General features: G+C 34.2%; 15 protein-coding genes. 1 reads left to right on the top strand and 14 read right to left on the bottom strand.

Going from position 1 to position 16,062, the window contains the following annotated elements; all coding sequences use genetic code 11:
* Position 1: 1 nt before the first annotated feature.
* From C1638_RS00465 to C1638_RS00455, 3 genes are read right to left on the bottom strand one after another with little or no spacing between them, the layout of a single operon-like run.
* A complete protein-coding gene (locus tag C1638_RS00465) occupies positions 2-1,318 on the bottom strand; it encodes a lysine N(6)-hydroxylase/L-ornithine N(5)-oxygenase family protein (RefSeq protein ID WP_109617211.1) in 1,317 nt (438 codons plus the stop codon).
* Positions 1,311-3,719: a GNAT family N-acetyltransferase gene (locus C1638_RS00460; protein ID WP_109617209.1), complete on the bottom strand. Its 2,409-nt coding sequence runs from the start codon at positions 3,717-3,719 to the stop codon at positions 1,311-1,313. Before C1638_RS00460 ends, C1638_RS00465 begins: the two co-directional genes overlap by 8 nt.
* Entirely contained in the window at positions 3,691-5,217 is a 1,527-nt protein-coding gene (locus tag C1638_RS00455) for a pyridoxal phosphate-dependent decarboxylase family protein (protein ID WP_109617207.1), read from the bottom strand. The genes C1638_RS00460 and C1638_RS00455 overlap by 29 nt, the downstream gene beginning before the upstream one ends.
* Positions 5,218-5,431: 214 nt before the next feature.
* On the opposite strand from C1638_RS00455, the gene C1638_RS00450 reads away from it, so the two are divergent.
* Positions 5,432-6,529, top strand: coding sequence for a Fe(II)-2OG oxygenase family protein (locus C1638_RS00450; RefSeq protein ID WP_109617205.1), 1,098 nt, complete (start codon positions 5,432-5,434; stop codon positions 6,527-6,529).
* A 247-nt stretch (positions 6,530-6,776) separates the two neighbouring features.
* Here C1638_RS00450 and C1638_RS00445 read toward each other — a convergent pair whose 3' ends face one another.
* From C1638_RS00445 to C1638_RS00395, 11 genes are all read right to left on the bottom strand, one after another.
* A complete protein-coding gene (locus C1638_RS00445) occupies positions 6,777-7,376 on the bottom strand; it encodes a porin family protein (RefSeq protein ID WP_109617203.1) in 600 nt (199 codons plus the stop codon).
* A gap of 635 nt (positions 7,377-8,011) precedes the next feature.
* Positions 8,012-8,539, bottom strand: coding sequence for a hypothetical protein (locus C1638_RS00440; protein WP_109617201.1), 528 nt, complete (start codon positions 8,537-8,539; stop codon positions 8,012-8,014).
* Between the two features lie 121 nt (positions 8,540-8,660).
* On the bottom strand, positions 8,661-9,299 hold the full coding sequence (locus C1638_RS00435) for a hypothetical protein (RefSeq protein WP_109617199.1): 639 nt from the start codon (positions 9,297-9,299) through the stop codon (positions 8,661-8,663).
* Positions 9,300-9,391: 92 nt separating this feature from the next.
* A complete protein-coding gene (locus tag C1638_RS00430) occupies positions 9,392-10,060 on the bottom strand; it encodes a hypothetical protein (protein ID WP_123838302.1) in 669 nt (222 codons plus the stop codon).
* Positions 10,060-10,989: a hypothetical protein gene (locus C1638_RS00425; protein WP_109617196.1), complete on the bottom strand. Its 930-nt coding sequence runs from the start codon at positions 10,987-10,989 to the stop codon at positions 10,060-10,062. The genes C1638_RS00430 and C1638_RS00425 overlap by 1 nt, the downstream gene beginning before the upstream one ends.
* A gap of 68 nt (positions 10,990-11,057) precedes the next feature.
* Positions 11,058-11,870 (bottom strand): alpha/beta hydrolase, encoded by an 813-nt coding sequence (locus C1638_RS00420; protein WP_109617194.1) that lies wholly within the window; start codon positions 11,868-11,870, stop codon positions 11,058-11,060.
* Between the two features lie 216 nt (positions 11,871-12,086).
* Complete coding sequence (locus C1638_RS00415; protein ID WP_109617192.1) at positions 12,087-12,665, bottom strand: Crp/Fnr family transcriptional regulator; 579 nt, start codon at positions 12,663-12,665, stop codon at positions 12,087-12,089.
* A 183-nt stretch (positions 12,666-12,848) separates the two neighbouring features.
* Positions 12,849-13,370 (bottom strand): GNAT family N-acetyltransferase, encoded by a 522-nt coding sequence (locus tag C1638_RS00410; protein ID WP_109617189.1) that lies wholly within the window; start codon positions 13,368-13,370, stop codon positions 12,849-12,851.
* Between the two features lie 14 nt (positions 13,371-13,384).
* Complete coding sequence (locus tag C1638_RS00405; protein WP_109617188.1) at positions 13,385-13,966, bottom strand: 5'-methylthioadenosine/S-adenosylhomocysteine nucleosidase family protein; 582 nt, start codon at positions 13,964-13,966, stop codon at positions 13,385-13,387.
* A gap of 154 nt (positions 13,967-14,120) precedes the next feature.
* Entirely contained in the window at positions 14,121-14,822 is a 702-nt protein-coding gene (locus tag C1638_RS00400; RefSeq protein WP_109617186.1) for a DsbA family oxidoreductase, read from the bottom strand.
* 68 nt (positions 14,823-14,890) lie between these two features.
* Positions 14,891-16,060, bottom strand: coding sequence for an MFS transporter (locus C1638_RS00395; protein WP_109617184.1), 1,170 nt, complete (start codon positions 16,058-16,060; stop codon positions 14,891-14,893).
* Positions 16,061-16,062: the final 2 nt, after the last annotated feature.

The raw sequence follows: 16,062 nt of genomic DNA, 5'->3' as shown, positions 1-16,062 counted from the left end.
ATTAAATGTTGGCAGTGGGTAAATCAGCGTATTTTTCTACATCAAAGTCCTGGAAAGCTATTTTTCTCTCAATTTTATAATGCTCTCTTCCAAGGATATCATTAATGATGTAGGAATTTCGGTAGGCAGCCATTCCCAAATCTGTAGAAATGTAACTGTGCGTATGTACTTCTGCATGAAGTATATAGATTTCTCCGTTGTTGTGATCTATTGAGTAATTTCTGTTAACATCAAATAACCCGTCAGCATCTCTTTTTATTCTAGATTGAATATTTTTAAGGAATGCAGGCTCATGATAACGATATCCGGTCCCAAGGATCATATAATCAGCTTCCTGTTCATAAGGAACTTCCTGTTCCAATTGTGTGAATTCAAGATTAATAGTGTCCTGATTACTATTATCTACCCTATTCAGCTGGCTGTTCGGAATGATTTTAAGCATCGGATCTCCATTGTCAATATTAAGATCGTAGATAAAATCATAAATATCATTAATCAGGTCATAATTAATTCCTTTAAACTGACTCTGCTGCTTGCTTAGAATGGTTTTTCTGGCTTCCTTGTTTCTGTTATAGAAATATTCTACATAATCAGGAGACGTTAGTTCCAGCGTCAGTTTAGAATATTCCATAGGGAAAAATCTGTCAGGACGGGAATACCATCCTAATTCGGTGTTTTCATCCCTATTTTGGAGAAGATCATAAAAAACTTCCGCAGCACTCTGGCCCGAACCAATAATAGCTATCTTACGGCCTTTAGACAAAAGCTCTTCTTTTCTATACAGATAAGAACTTGTATGAATGATACGGGAATCATCTTTAGGAATAAAAGAAGGAATATGAGGTTGTGTTCCAGTTCCTAAAACTAATCTTTCCGTCTTTAAAACTGTTTTTTCCTTAGTCTTGGTATGAATAGTAGTGACCAAATAAAGGCCGTTTTCATATTCAATGTCGGTTACCTGGGTTGAAAAACGACATTGTGGAAGTTGTTCAATCACCCATTGACAATAGCGGTTGTATTCTTTTCTGGGAATGAAGAAGTTTTCTCTGATGAAAAACTTATAAAGTCTTCCCGTTACTTTCAAATAATTAAGTAAGCTTAATGGATTGGTAGGATCAGCCATTGAAACACAGTCACATAAAAATGGAGTCTGCAGCGTTACATGGTCAATCATTAATCCCGGATGCCAGTCAAAACCATCTCTTTGGTCAAGAAAAAGAGTCTTCAGTTCCGGAATTGGATTAGATAAGGCAGCAAGCCCCAGATTAAAGGGACCTATGCCAATACCTATTACATTATAAATGGTTTCATTATTCATTTTTTGTGATGTTTGTGGTGATTTGTACGTCTTTGTTCAGCGGAAACTTTTCCCAATACCATTCTCTGTAGCAGAAATTAAGATTGGCTTTTTTATGAGGCATTTCAATTACCTTTTCTACCTTGAACCCAACATGAGCTTTATTCATCATAGATGCAAGAGAATCCACAGAACCTTCACCTACCATTTTCCCAACCTGTGGCTGTGCAAAAACATAGTCAACCATAGATTGTGTTGAAGGGGATACAAATTTCTTTTTAGGATCAATAGGTGCTATAAACTGGTGTGTTCCGTAATCTGTAGGCAATACTTCATAATAATCTCCTACAATGTCTCTGCATGCCCAGTACACCTCAATATTACAGGTTGGTTCATCGTTGCTTTCAACAATATAACTGTGCGCTTCATCGCTTGGAAGCATCAGTCTGTAATAGGTTTCCAGCTCATCAATTGGCCAGTTCATCTGCCATATTTTTACAGCATGTTCTCTGTTGAACCACTCATGAAGCATTTCAAGATCGTTTTCAAGATCTATCGGTCGCATTCCTGTCGTTACATCTTCTTTCGGAAAATAACGTTTAAAGAAAACTTCTTTCCCTTTCGGATGGATCAATTGTTCTGAAAAGAAATATTTGTGAAGAATATTGGGAACTTTAGCATAAGCAATGGTAGAGGCATTCACACCACCATCTACATCAAGAACAGCTGACTGAAGGTTTGATTTTACAGCCCAATACCTTTGATGCAAAGCATAATTTGTGAAATCTGAAGGTTCAGATTGATGTACACGTTCAAATTCCTGATAAAGAATATTGATTAGCTTTTGCTCTTCAATGAGTCCCGTTTTGCCTATGGACGAAATTAATGCGCTGAAATTGCTTACCAAAAGATGATGAGAAACAATATCCAGAAGGCGTTCGTCTCTTATAAACAGGGTTTCAATTTCAGGGCAATTTTCTATAGATTGTTTATACTTTTCTTTAAAGCTTTCTCTTAAAAGATATCCCTGCCCGTCTCTTACATAGATTGTTTCCGGAAGAAGTTGATCATTGAGTTGTATAAGAAGATTTTGCTGATGAACTTCAGGAGCCATTCCCAATTGATTAAATAACCTGTTGAGAGGAGAAATAAGTAGTTGGGTATAGTTCTTAAACCAATTGATGATGGCTTGTTCGGTTTCTATTCCTAAATGAGCAGAAACATCATTAAAGAAATGCGTAGTAAAATTAGAACTGTCAGTAGTTTCATCCTGGCAAAGCCTTGCTAACAGAAGAACCTTATCTTTAGATGAAAAAGGGTTTTCACGGATCAGGATATTGAAACTGTCGATATTTTCTCCATTATAATCAACGCTTAAAGAAGAAGGCTCTAACAGTAGTTTTAAACCTGGGAAAGCTTTTTCAAATGATGCTTTTTCCTGTTCCCACCATATAGAAGAAGCATACCCTCTTTTGAGATCTTTCAGACTGTTGGTCCTTACGGATCCGGTCATCAGAACGTGCAGAGAGAATTTTAGCATCCAATTGAAGTTAGGACTATAAAGGGTTCTGATAGATGATGTTGCAAAGAATTCTTCTCCGGATGGCCCAAGGTGTATCACTTTTCCGGAACCTAGAAGATCTGCATATTCCTTTGTCGTCTGTAGATATTGGGCTTCCCATGGATGGCAAGGAACTACATAATAATCATTTGCGGTTTTAGAATCGTAATTTTCAGGTATTGAAGCCAGGTTCCCAAATATTTCCTTTGCAGATATCCCCGGTAGTGATTTTTCGGAAATACAATCTTTATGAATAAGGAAATACTCCAACTGAAATCCATTTTTGAATTCAGGACCGTACAATACTTGTTCTTCCTCAGAAAATCCCATTCTGGATTTGGTGAAAGGGTGAAGATTGTGTCCTGCCGGAAGCATTTGTTCAGATTCTAAGAATGAATAACTTAAAAGATTCTGTTGTTGTAAACAGGCTTCAGTAGTGAGTTCAAGGTTTCTTAAACTGCTTTGAATCCTTTTCTCAAAATTTTCCAATCCTGTTTCAGTATATCGATCAGAAAATTCTTTGTAAATCAATTCGATAAGTTTTTGAATGTTAACTTCAAACGTCTTATTATTGTTATGATCTACAGCCCAAACAGGAAAATCATATTCGTGAAATGCACTTTCAGAACGGTAAGAAACGGGAGCGAATAAAAAAAGTCCGCTTTTCTTCATTTCAAACCTAAGGTGCAGGGTATAATTACTTTTTTTAAGAGCTTGTGCTGTAAGAAGATCATACTTTGGAATTCCCTGATAGAATTTTCCGTTTCCAAGCTCCCTCAGCATTCCGTTCAGAAGAATCCTGTAGGTGATTTCCCGGGCTTTTTCTCCGGTTCTACTTTTCTGTACTAAAGTCTTTTCCATGCATTTTGATTTTAGTGAGGATTTTGTGGATATCTTCTGTAGTGGTTATCGGATTAAGGAATGTGAACTTCAGATAGAAATTTCCGTTTACCTTGGTACTTGCCACCAATATTTCTCCGCTGTAGAAAAGCTTCATTTTAATATATTGGTTCATGGCATCCAGATCATTGATTTCAGGTCTTATATATCGGAAAACAAGAACGCTTAGATCAGTTTCTGAAAGAAGTTCAAAATCAGGATCTTCAGTGATCATAGAGGCTGCATCCTTTGTAAGATCTATAACAGTGTCTGTATATTCTGCAAGTTGTTCCTTACCCATCATCCTTAAAGTAAACCATAACTTAAGAGCGTCAAATCGTCTGGTACTCTGTGTGATAGATTTGTTTATCTGAGCCGGAATTTCCTCCTCATCCATTTCTTTAGGATTCAGATAATCAGCATGGTGTTTAAGAATTAATAGCTCTTTTTTATTTTTAACGATAAAAGCGCTGCTGCTGATAGGTTGGAAGAATGACTTGTGATAATCAATAGTCACTGAATCTGCTCTTTCAATCCCATTCAATAGATGGCGATATTTTTCACTTAATAGCAAAGCACATCCATATGCTGCATCCACATGCATCCAGGTACTATAATGTTCTGCTATATTTGCGATGTCTTCCAATGGATCTACATTTCCAAAGTCGGTAGTTCCGGCTGTGGCTACAATACCGATAGGAATATTTCCCATTTGTTCTTCCCTTTTGATATATTTCTTCAGCAGAGAAATATCCATACGGAATTCATCATCAGTAGGAACTTTAATAATAGATTTCTCTCCAAGCCCCATTATTGACGCATTTTTCAGATTACTGAAGTGAGATTTATCTGAAACAAATATTCTGAAACGATCTGCTTCCCGAGGCAGGCCATCCATTTTAATATTATGATTATATCTTTTCTGGGAGAAACAGTCACGCATCATAACCAATCCCATTAAGTTGCTTTGTGATCCTCCTGCTGTGAAAACACCATCACTTTCATTAGTGTTGTACCCGATCTCACCAGCAGTCCAGTCGATCAGTTTTCTTTCCATAAAGGTTCCTCCGGCACTTTGATCATAAGTGTCCTGTGAAGAATTGATAGCACTTACCAGAATTTCTCCTGCTAAAGCGGGAATAACAATTGGACAATTGAGATGGGCAACGTATTCCGGAAGGTGAAATGCTGTTGCATGTTTTACATAAATATCATCTACTTCAGAAAGAAGCTCGTTATAGTTTGAAAGCTTTTGATTAAGGTCGATTTGTTCTACCATTCTTTTCATTTCCTTAGCCTCTATGCCACTGAATGGCTTTTTGTTTCTATCAAGAAACTCCTGTACAAGGTCTAAAGTACTATTGACAGCATTACGATAGTGATCATAATTGTCAGGGTGAAAAATATTCCCAAAATTCCCCGAATTGTGGGGCGAGGCTACACTTGAGAGCTCTCCTAGGGATATTAAATTGTTGTTCATAAATTATTTGTATGGTGATTTTTTTAAATCGTGAATTGTTTTGGTTTTTATACATATATGCATATGTAATTGATTGTCAAGTTTTTAAATTTTACATTTTTTATATATTTTATTTGGTGGTTGAGTAATTATTCATAAATTTGAACTCGCTATTGTTATTTAGAATAATTAAAAACAAAGATAAAAATTATTACTTAACACCAAATTTTTTTTAATGAATTCTATAAAAATTTTAGATAACGACACTTTGACGCAGGTAAAACTGCTTCCTACAGTCATTGAGATCACATCTCAGGAGCAGAGAATGATAAAAGATGCTGCAATACATCTTCAGAAAAAATATGGGAACTATGAAAATCGGGATTTTATTAGGCACGTACATCAGCTGGCTTCTTATTTTCTACCCGAGAGAATACTAAACATAGCTGCTGATTTTGCCAGCGATTTCTCTAAGAATCAATATGGAGCATTGATCTTTAAGGGATTAATGGAAATAGATCAGGAAAATATAGGATCTACTCCACCCAATTGGCAGTCTGCCGATTATTCAAAATTTGACCTTTATGGATTTGCTTGTGCTCTTATTCATGGAGCTTTGCCCTCCAAGCCGGTGCAATATTATTCTCAACGTCAGGGAGGTGGATTAATTCATGCGATTATTCCCGATGAAAAAATGAGGGAAACGCAAACTGGATCAGGATCTTCAACTGATCTTTATGTACATACTGAGGATGCGTTTTTGAAACATCAGGCCGATTTTCTGAGCTTTATGTATGTCCGAAATGAAGAGCAGGTTCCTTCCACTCTTTATTCCATCCGTTCTCACGAATCTATTGGAGAAAATTACAGACCTCTTTTTGATCGTATTTATAAGATCCCGAAAGATGCTAATCTTGAAACGGAACAAAATGAAGAAGATACACTGGATTCTGTACTTTATGGAAATTACAAGCTTCCGTTTATGAGGTTTGATGCTGCAGAACAGCTTTTCAGTTCAAGTATAAAACAAACTGATGAAGCTCAGCAGTATTTAACAGAGTTTTGGGAAGAGGCAAGACACTTGATTTATTCAGGTTTTACGCCCCAGGCCGGAGATGTTATCCTGGTCAACAATCATTTATGTGCTCATGGAAGATCAGCTTTCCGTGCAGGAGTAAGAAATATTGATGGCATAGAACATCCTTGTGAAAGAAGAATCATGCTTCGTATGATGAGTAAGGTGAGTCTTATTGATATGAGAGCCCATACGCTTACAGAAGATCCTTTTTTTGTAATCGAAGAGCATTTAGGGAAAAACTTTCAGCATCTTTAGAATGTAGTCTTTAAGTTAATCACAAAATGATAAATCCTTTTTAAGAACAATCTTAAAAAGGATTTTTTTATAATTTAAATTTAATGGTTATATAAATACCTGTCGCCTTTTTTGATATTTTGAAAAAAGCTCCTACAGTTTATAATAGGAGCGAAAAATATAAAGTTAGTTATAGATAGGTAAAGAGAACTTTCCATCCCATCTTACAAATTTAATAGATTTTATGCTTAATTCCCTTTTTTACTGTTTAAAAATAGTAGTTTATGCCTAGCTGGAAATTAGTGTTTTTTGAAGAATCTCCCTCTCCATCTTTAACAATTTCAGTTAAGCCAGCAATATAACGGGCGTTAATTCCAATGTTAGGAGTAAACTTATATCCAAGACCAATCCCCAACCCAAAATTAAAAGTATTTAATGAGGATTTATTATCTCTACTAAAAGATTTACCGAGAAAAGTTTCTTCAGCCTTTGCATTTACGAGGATTCCAAATTCTGGCCCTGCTTCCAGATAAAATTTAGGAGTGGCATTGTACTGAACCATTACAGGAACATTGATATAGTTGAGGATTTGTTTTATATCCTTTATAGGAATAACTCCCAAAATATATTTATCTTTTGCCTTTGTTCCCTGTTGGCTGTAGACAACCTCTGGCTGAATACTAAATGTCTCAGAAATTGGAAAATTTACAAATGCTCCTGCATAAAATCCGAATTTTGACTTGGAATCACTTCCAGTTATACTTGAAAGGTTACCTCCGGCCTTAATACCAAATCTTGGTCCCTTCGTGGATTGGGCGAATGACATAGTTCCTATAACTACGCATAAGCTTAGTAATTGTTTTTTCATATAATATATTTTTATAAAAATTTTGGAATAAATAAACAAAAGTAGGAGTATTCCTACTTTTGTTTTGACCATTTAAGTGGTTACTGGAAAAGCCAGTCAAATTGACCAGTGATTTCGGAGCAAACTGACCACCTGATTCCAATTCAAATTGAGCACCTATTCTTTGGGTTAAATTTGCAATAAAATACTACTTATTTTTTTTATGTTGTTCGGGTCATACATTCGTAAAAAAATACGGATTATGGGCAATAAAATAACAGACATGAGTAAAATTAGAAAAGTAATAAAAATGTATAGTAATGGAAAGAGCAAGTTATTTCTCATCATTTTAATCTTATGCTTTTCGTATAGTCGCTCCCCCTAACACTACACTCCATGTATTCTGCCAGTCCCATTTTTAGATAGCTCATTCTTTAATAGAACAAAAGCAGGATTTCCCACTTTTGTTTTGATTATGTTAAATGGTTATTCATAATAATAAAGAGGCTGGTCTTTGGGACTGCCCCTCTATTTTAAAATTACTTTATAGTTTCCTTTAACAACCCTACATTTTTAATCGAATCTTTAAAGAAGAAATGTAAAATCATAATTAGAGTTCAATTTAATATGTACTTACAATACTATTATAAAAATTTTTAGGGTTGTAAAGGTATTTTAGTTACTATACTATCTTCCAGAATCTTATAACCTTTAGATTCCAACTCTTTGACATAAGATTCACAACCTAAAATTGTTGCGTTATATCTGTTATGAAAAGATTTAACAATCTGCTCATATTTATTAGATTTAGCATATCTATAAACAGCTCGATTGTTTTTATCGAAGATTATTGAATGATGTATTGCTTGAAATGGTTTTAAAATAATCAAATCTTCATGGCAAGATCTATCGTTTCTAGAATAATATCCACTTCTAAAATATAAATAAGGATTTAATATTTTTCCATTTTCTAACACAAAAGATTCGCCATAAAACCCCAAAGGATCAATAATATAGGTGTTATTAGTGTTGTTTTTTATAATTTCCTCTATAGCTTCTGTTGATTGGGTATCAATATGTTTTAAAGGAAATATAATATCAATATCTTTTCCCTTATTCAATTTAATTTGATTCGAGCAAAAAATAAATAAAAGACAAAAAGGTAATAAAACAATTTTTTTCATAATCTAAATTTAATGGTTATAAATACCTGTCCCTTTTTTTGATATTTTGAAAAAGCTCCTACTATGAGCTGTAGGAGCTACTATATTAAGCTAGAAATATCTTTATAATTGTAAGGAATCACTATTTATTAGCATCGTTGTGTGAGATATTTAAAAATAAACTATCCTCGATAGTAGGTTGTGCTACAAACTTTGCATTTGCAAAATTTAGCTTTGAAAATCTTCTTAAATATTCTGCTTCAGGATAATTTCCTTTCAATACTTTATCATAAGGATAATAATTTTGTTTAAATTTTGAAGAATATTTATGTATGGGAGAAGATTGCTTGATGGTTAAGTTATACTTTACTTTCACCTTTTCCATTTTTTTCAAGTAAAATACAGAATTGCCATCACCAGGTTTTTTATCTCCGATAAAATCAGTATTACCAATTTCAGTTAAAAAAGCATTATAAATACTATCTAATTTTTTTTGATAAAATTTAGAAGATTGATTATTCTCTATTATTGCATATACATTTATAGGAAAGTCTTTCTCTTTTCCTCCTTGAGTAGAAAAATCTTTAAAATTTTTATCACCAAATTCAAGTGTATTTGGAGCAGGAAAAATAATATTATGGGAAGTATTATTTTCAAAATGAAGCACAATATCTTTATTATTCTTGCTATAAGATAAACTAAAGCCATGTACTTTATTCTTTTTTTTACAAGAAAAAAGAATAAACAGAGAAAATAATATTAAATATATATTTTTTTTCATTTTAAAGTGCTTTTTAAATATCACTATGATATGTATGGTATACTCTTATTTTTTCTTAAATAAAATTAAAAGCCTTTCAATTACTTCTAAATTTATTCATCCTTTAAAGTAATACTGACCTTATTTGAAATAATTTCTCCTGAAAATATTTTATATTTCTTTGGTCCTTGATTGAAAACTTTAGAATATTTTTTAAGCATCTTTGAAGGAATGTTTAAGTGTAACTGAAGATCATATTCTCTTTTACTTTTTATATCATAAAATAACGATCCATCGTCAGCAGCAGAATTATAAATTGGAAGACTAATTTTAGTACAAACAACCGTACTTTTCTTTGGAGGTATATATATACTCCTATAATATATTTTATAAAATATATATAATTCAGAAATATTTTTAGGATTCAATTGATGCAAATCTTTAAATGTTATTAATTCTTTATCAGTTGGATTAATTTCTTTGGGGTTCTTTTCATATGCATGAGAACCAGATATAGGAGCTAACAACTGCTCACCATCAAAAATTCTAAGGTTCAGTAATCCTAAATAAGGTTCATCAATTACTTCATTTTCGGCAGTACTAAATCCCGTCGAATCCGCAAGAATCTTATAATATTTTGTTGAATTATTTTTAATTTTATAACATAAATTACTTCTATTTTCTGATCTCAGCACTATTTTGCTAGAAGGAATCTCAATTTCAAGATCCTGAGCAAGAGCCATATTAGTTAACAATATAAATACAAAAATAAATTTTTCCATCAGTATGCATTTTGAGGTTTATAATTCATATGATATGTTTTTAATAAATAATCTCTATAAAATTTTAGGTTTTCATCAGCAGAAGGATCCCCCATTAGCTTACTCCATGTATGTGCTTCTATTTCTGAAATATTTGTGTATTTTCTTCCAGATGTATCTTTATATATACTCATCCATTCTTTCCTATATCGTACGTTATGATAAACATTTATAAATTCATGACCAATAGTCAACGCTAAATCAAAATTATTCAAAATACCCATTCTAGATAAAATTACTGTTACTCCCCGAGTTTCTCCTAAAGTTACAGCTCCAAGTCTGCTACTTGGAATTCCTCTAACCATGTTAAATTTAGCACTTTTTCCTCCCAATTCATATAATCTTTTAAGTTCCGGTGTAACATCTACCATTTTCATTAACCCAGCGTCTGACAGATCGGGAGATCCACTTAATTGATAGTTTTTGCTAAGTTGATCTTTTAATATAGAAGAACCATCTTTTCTAAATAGAAAATCATAATATAAAATATCGTAAAATGAATTAGTTTCATCATATTCAGCTCTTCTATTAAGCTGTTCAGAGATATTTGATGATGTTACTTTATTATAAAATAAACTTTCAGAGTAGGACACTCCATTTAGAATACCTCCCAGGAAATTTCCTCCACTAAATGCAGAGTTTAATCCTCCTGAGACAATACCAGGCAAAAAGCTTTTAATGGCTATATTTCCCAGTGCCCCTGAAATGGCAGCTCCTCCTATGGCACCGCCTAGTACGGCACTCCATGTTTTTTCCCAGTTCCACTTCGTCGGATTCCAATTTCCTCCATTCGCGGCCACACCATTTAAATATCCTCCTACTACAGCCCCAGCCAGCCACATCCAGAACTCCCCATCCGGGTCATTGTACATCATCGGATTGTTCATCACATACCCATACTTGTTATAGTTCTGTGTATTGGTAGGGTCCTGTATGTTTTGTAGTACAGGATTACATTTTATTGTTTAAAAAATTTATCAAAAAGGGTAAGTTGCTCAGAAAGAGATCTGCTCCAGTATTTATCGTCATGAATTCCTAAGGATTCTGTGTAAAGATGCTGGATTTTCAGCTCGGTAAGCTTCTTGTGAAAATTTCTGTTCATTCCTATCATTTGTGTATCTTCTGTGCCACAGTCAAAAATATAGCTTTGTCCGGCCCCTGCCATTAGTTTTACTTTGTTATCCGTAAGGAAGTTAGGATTGATGAACTCTAGTGGGCCTAATACGTTATTGACCAGGTATTTATTGTAGCCTTCGCCAAAAGAGTTAAAATCTAAGGCCCCGCAAGAGCTTCCCACTATACCAAATGTCTTATTGTAAGTAACACCAATATTAGTTGCGCCATAGCCTCCCATACTCCATCCTAAAATTCCACGGGACTTTTTCTCTGCTTTTACCGGATAATTTTTATCTATAAAATCTACCAACTCCTTTCCAATAAAAGTTTGATATTGTGAGTCTTTAAGGATTGGGCTATCCACATACCACGAGCTGAAGTTTCCATCGGGCAATACATAAATAGTTTTGTACTCCTCTGCTTTCTGAACCAAATCCGGAATATCCTGCTTGATGGTTCTGTCCGGATTCCCACTGAAGCCATGAAGAATATATACTGACGGATAGGTTGTATTGGGTTGAAGATTCGGGGTAATAATAATGGTTTTGATCTTTTTATTCATTTTAGGACTGAAAACTTCCTGATGAATGATTTTTTGTGCTGATAATTGTACAAAAGTGGTCAGTACAACAACAATGTTGATAAACTTTTTCATGCTTTAAAATATTTAATTAATAATGAGCATAATTTGAACGTACGTTAAGTATAAATTTAAGATGTTTTATTTTAAGTTAAGACCTTTGTCCCATAAAATTATTATTCTTAAGTCCTATTTAATAAGGTACATTCAACCTTATGACATGGCAAAGATGCAATGGAAAAAAAAGTAAAGCCTCAACATATGTTGAAGCTTTTGTTAATTTATTTTCTTTTATCTGTTAATTTCTTTCTTGATGCGGCTTAGCTGAGTAGGCGTTATTCCAAGGTAGGACGCAATGTGATGTTGTTTTAACCGTTTATATAAGGATTGATTCTCAAGCAATAATAAGTAACGTTGCTTTGCATTTTCAAATTTTAAGGAAACTTCCAATGGCTCTTTTTTGACAACCCAGTTTTTCTCTAAATAATGAATGTGAAAAAGAGCAAGATCATGATGCTTTTCGAGTAATTCACGATACGTTTTGACAGGATATTGTATTACTGAGCAATCCTCAAGAGCAATGATATTGAAATCGCTAGGCTCATTTTTGATGATGGCAGCCGTAGAAGCAACAAAGCTGTTTTCTTCAAAGAAAATCTTATAAATACTATTTCCTTCTTCATCAATCGTGTAATACCCTACTAAACCGGATTTTATAAAATAATAATATCTTGCCATACTTCCTGATTCCAGAAGAAGATCATTTTTATGATACTTTTCTTCAGTACAGATATTTAACAAGGCTGTTATCGACTCCTTTGAGAGGGGATGGTATTGATTGACTTGTTGTAAAAATTCTGTACTGTTCATTTTTGAAAGAGAAAGTAGCTTGGGTGTTGTAGATTATAGTTTTTGTTTATACAATTTATATGTTGCTAAAGGGCAAGGATTTTATCTTCTATAATTTAAAAGTAGTATCATTTATCTCTCGCAGATTGGCCTAATTGAGCAGATTTATTAGATTATTATTCAAAATTGGCAAGAAAATATACCTTAATCTATCATTTTTTTCATCATGATGTCTGTCTGTTTATCATCTCCGAGTACGAAGATATGTTGGTCAAATTCAACAAACCCATTTTTTCTGTAAAAACTCAAGGCTCTTTCATTTTGTTCCCAAACCCCTAGCCATACATAGACTTTATGTAGTTTTTTAGCAGTTTCCAATGCCTGATTGTAAAGTAGCTGGCCTACTTTTTTACCATGATGGCTTTTCTTCACATAGATTCTTTCAATTTCAAGGCTGGTTTCATCCTGCAATTCTGTTTGTGCCTTACCAGAATTTACTTTCAGATAACCCACGGGATTATCTTCTTCCCAAGCAATATAAAAAAGGGAATCAGGATTGTTAAGCTCCGCTTTAACCTTTTCCGTATTAAAGCTTTCTTCCAGATACTTCTTCATGGCTTCTTCAGAATTATCTTCTGCAAAAGTTTCAGAAAAGGTTTGAATCCCAAGCTTCTGTACAATATCTATATCTTCAGCAGAAGCTTTGTTTATGATAATTGATGTCATCTTAAATAATATTTTTATGAAAATAATAGGCTGCGGAAAGCTTCAGAAGCAAGATGTACCTGTACACTCCAGTCATCGGCTGCATCACTTCCTGCGTCGTCCGAAATATATTTTAAGCACAAAAACGGAATGTTTTCCTTTTGGGCTATAAGGGCCAATGGATATGCCTCCATGTCTACAATATTATAATCTGTTTCAGAATGGTTCATTTCAAAACTGTCACCGCTTCCGCAAATTCCTTCTTTCAGTATTTCCATTTTAAGACCATATTCCAAGATGGGTGGAACTCCTGATAACGGGGTTTCATACATTTTAAAACCAAGACCTCTTACATCCATATCTCTTTGGATGAATTTTGTACAGCATATCACTTCTCCTTTATGAAAACCCTTACTTCCCGCCGAACCCAAATTAACAATTAGCTTCGGTCTTCTAAGCTGAATTTCTTTCGTCAGTTCAATGGCTGCATTTACCTTCCCTATCCCTGTTACTAATTTATTTTTTCCGGCAAACACCGTTCCTGCCTCCGAATCCAGTGCGAAAACAAAAAGTGTATCTGCAACCGGATAATGAAGTTCATTATTAATTTTTATCATTGAAGAATATAGATTTATACTGTATGACAAAGATACGAGAGTTTTACGTTGAAAAATCTATTTAACATAGGCTGCTTAATAAATTTTCCAAGTTAACTTAAAAAAACAAATTAAAACCCCCAAAACAATTGTAAATCGTCTTGGGGGTTTCATTTTAAATACTGCATCCGTCTGCATCACATGATGCTCCGTTGCTGCCAGAAATATCTTTAAAAGGACTTACCGTTTCCTTATAAGTCTGCTGAAGGGCGTTTTCAAAAACCTCTACAGGTTGTGCGCCTGAAACTGCATATTTTCCATTCAATACAAAGAAAGGAACCCCTGAGACACCGTTATTTCTTGCTTCCAGAATATCCTGATTTACTTCATAATCCAGTTGATCCGAAGTTACAGCCTGTCTTGCTTCGTCCTTATCAATTCCAAGTTTTTCAGCAAGAGAAACCAAAACCTCTGTATCACCTACATTTTGGCCATCAATAAAATGAGAAATAAACAAAGCTTCCTCCATTTCATTTGACTTATTATATTTTTTAGCTAAATGAAGTAATTTGTGGGCACTGAATGTATTGGTAATTAATGCTTTTTCAAAATCAAAATCTATTCCGGCACCTTTTCCCATTTGCATTACCTGAGTTAACATTTGGGTAGCCTGAGACTCGGGAACTCCTTTTTTCTCTCTGAAATACTCAATAGTATTTTGAGTCTTGTTGGGGTCTAAAGTCGGGTCAAGCTGAAAACTCTTCCACTCTACTTCTACTTCATCTTTAAAAGGAAGTTTTTCTAATGCCTGTTCAAAATTATTCTTTCCAATATAGCAAAACGGACACATTACATCCGACCAGATTTCTATTTTCATTGATTCATTTTTTTTAATTAATAAATCAAAGTTACGACATTTATTTAATGTAACAAAATATATTACAATTAGATTTGACAGCCTGAAAGTTCTCTACTTCGCTTTTTTTCAAGCAGATTTCTTATGATCATCATTAAAAATGCTAAAAGCCCGAAAACAGAACCTATCCAAGGAGTATATTCAACTCCTTTTGTAATGATAATCCAGCCCCCTACTGTTGTTCCTAATGTTACTCCAAGGTTTCCGAATGAAGTAGCCAGACTGTTGGCAAATTCCAAGGCATTGGGTGCTGATGAAATCATATACGATGATGCATTCAAAAAACTTGGCGAATATAGAAATCCCCAGATCGCTATGACAAGGATTGTTGCCCATGAACTTCCATCCGAAACGTATAATAATACAGGAATAAGAATAGTTCCGGACAGAAAGAATGCCATTGTTCCGGCTATATTTTTATTAAGCATTTTACCGGCAATCCAATTAGCTATGATGCCTATTACTCCAAATAAAAGAAGCATATAGCTTACCATGGAAGTATTCATTCCTTTCCCTTTTCCCAGATATTCTGCAAAATAACTATAAGTACAGAACCAAGCGGTCACCATAAAAAAGTTGGCTAATGTACTGAGAATAAATGGTGATTGTGTTAATATCCTAACCTGACTGCCATAGGATTTCTTTTCCTTAACCGGCATGGATGGCAGGAAAGAATAAATAGCAATTAAAGCAACCAAACTTACTATGGATTGAATCATAAATGAGTATTCCCATGACCAAAGGCCTGAAATCCAAGTCGCGAAAGGAACTGTTGTTACCATTGCAATGGCCACGCCGTTAAAGACAATGCTCATCAGTCCATTTTTCTTACTTTCGTCTGCCTTAGATATTGCAACGGACAATGCGGTGGCAATATATACGGGCTGTAGGAATGCTGGAAGTATCCTTACCAACATCAATAGCCAGAATGGAGGTGAAAAAGAGGATACAATTCCGGTGATCAGAAACATAAAAATAGCGGCAAGCATTATATTTTTACGGTTGATTCCAGACGTAAGTAAAGTCATAAAAGGACCTGTAAGGGCAATGACCAAGGCAAACGCACTGAGAAGATAGCCTGCCTTGTCGATACTAATTTTATAATGCTCCGCAACCTGTGGAAGAATCCCGATAATCCCAAATTCTGTTGTAATAACTGCAACAAAGCCTAGGCATCCGATATATGCATATTTTTTCATGA

Source organism: Chryseobacterium oncorhynchi (genome assembly GCF_002899895.1).
GTDB lineage: Bacteria > Bacteroidota > Bacteroidia > Flavobacteriales > Weeksellaceae > Chryseobacterium > Chryseobacterium oncorhynchi.
The sequence above is the reverse complement of the archived record's forward strand: the minus strand, read 5'-3'. Positions and strand labels throughout refer to the sequence as shown.

What these genes read in the sequence shown, in the direction of transcription:
- C1638_RS00465 (WP_109617211.1), bottom strand. Translation starts at nt 1,318, where the DNA reads ATGAATAATGAAACCATTTATAATGTAATAGGTATTGGCATAGGTCCC.
- C1638_RS00460 (WP_109617209.1), bottom strand. Translation starts at nt 3,719, where the DNA reads ATGGAAAAGACTTTAGTACAGAAAAGTAGAACCGGAGAAAAAGCCCGG.
- C1638_RS00455 (WP_109617207.1), bottom strand. Translation starts at nt 5,217, where the DNA reads ATGAACAACAATTTAATATCCCTAGGAGAGCTCTCAAGTGTAGCCTCG.
- C1638_RS00450 (WP_109617205.1), top strand. Translation starts at nt 5,432, where the DNA reads ATGAATTCTATAAAAATTTTAGATAACGACACTTTGACGCAGGTAAAA.
- C1638_RS00445 (WP_109617203.1), bottom strand. Translation starts at nt 7,376, where the DNA reads ATGAAAAAACAATTACTAAGCTTATGCGTAGTTATAGGAACTATGTCA.
- C1638_RS00440 (WP_109617201.1), bottom strand. Translation starts at nt 8,539, where the DNA reads ATGAAAAAAATTGTTTTATTACCTTTTTGTCTTTTATTTATTTTTTGC.
- C1638_RS00435 (WP_109617199.1), bottom strand. Translation starts at nt 9,299, where the DNA reads ATGAAAAAAAATATATATTTAATATTATTTTCTCTGTTTATTCTTTTT.
- C1638_RS00430 (WP_123838302.1), bottom strand. Translation starts at nt 10,060, where the DNA reads ATGGAAAAATTTATTTTTGTATTTATATTGTTAACTAATATGGCTCTT.
- C1638_RS00420 (WP_109617194.1), bottom strand. Translation starts at nt 11,870, where the DNA reads ATGAAAAAGTTTATCAACATTGTTGTTGTACTGACCACTTTTGTACAA.
- C1638_RS00415 (WP_109617192.1), bottom strand. Translation starts at nt 12,665, where the DNA reads ATGAACAGTACAGAATTTTTACAACAAGTCAATCAATACCATCCCCTC.
- C1638_RS00410 (WP_109617189.1), bottom strand. Translation starts at nt 13,370, where the DNA reads ATGACATCAATTATCATAAACAAAGCTTCTGCTGAAGATATAGATATT.
- C1638_RS00405 (WP_109617188.1), bottom strand. Translation starts at nt 13,966, where the DNA reads ATGATAAAAATTAATAATGAACTTCATTATCCGGTTGCAGATACACTT.
- C1638_RS00400 (WP_109617186.1), bottom strand. Translation starts at nt 14,822, where the DNA reads ATGAAAATAGAAATCTGGTCGGATGTAATGTGTCCGTTTTGCTATATT.
- C1638_RS00395 (WP_109617184.1), bottom strand. Translation starts at nt 16,060, where the DNA reads ATGAAAAAATATGCATATATCGGATGCCTAGGCTTTGTTGCAGTTATT.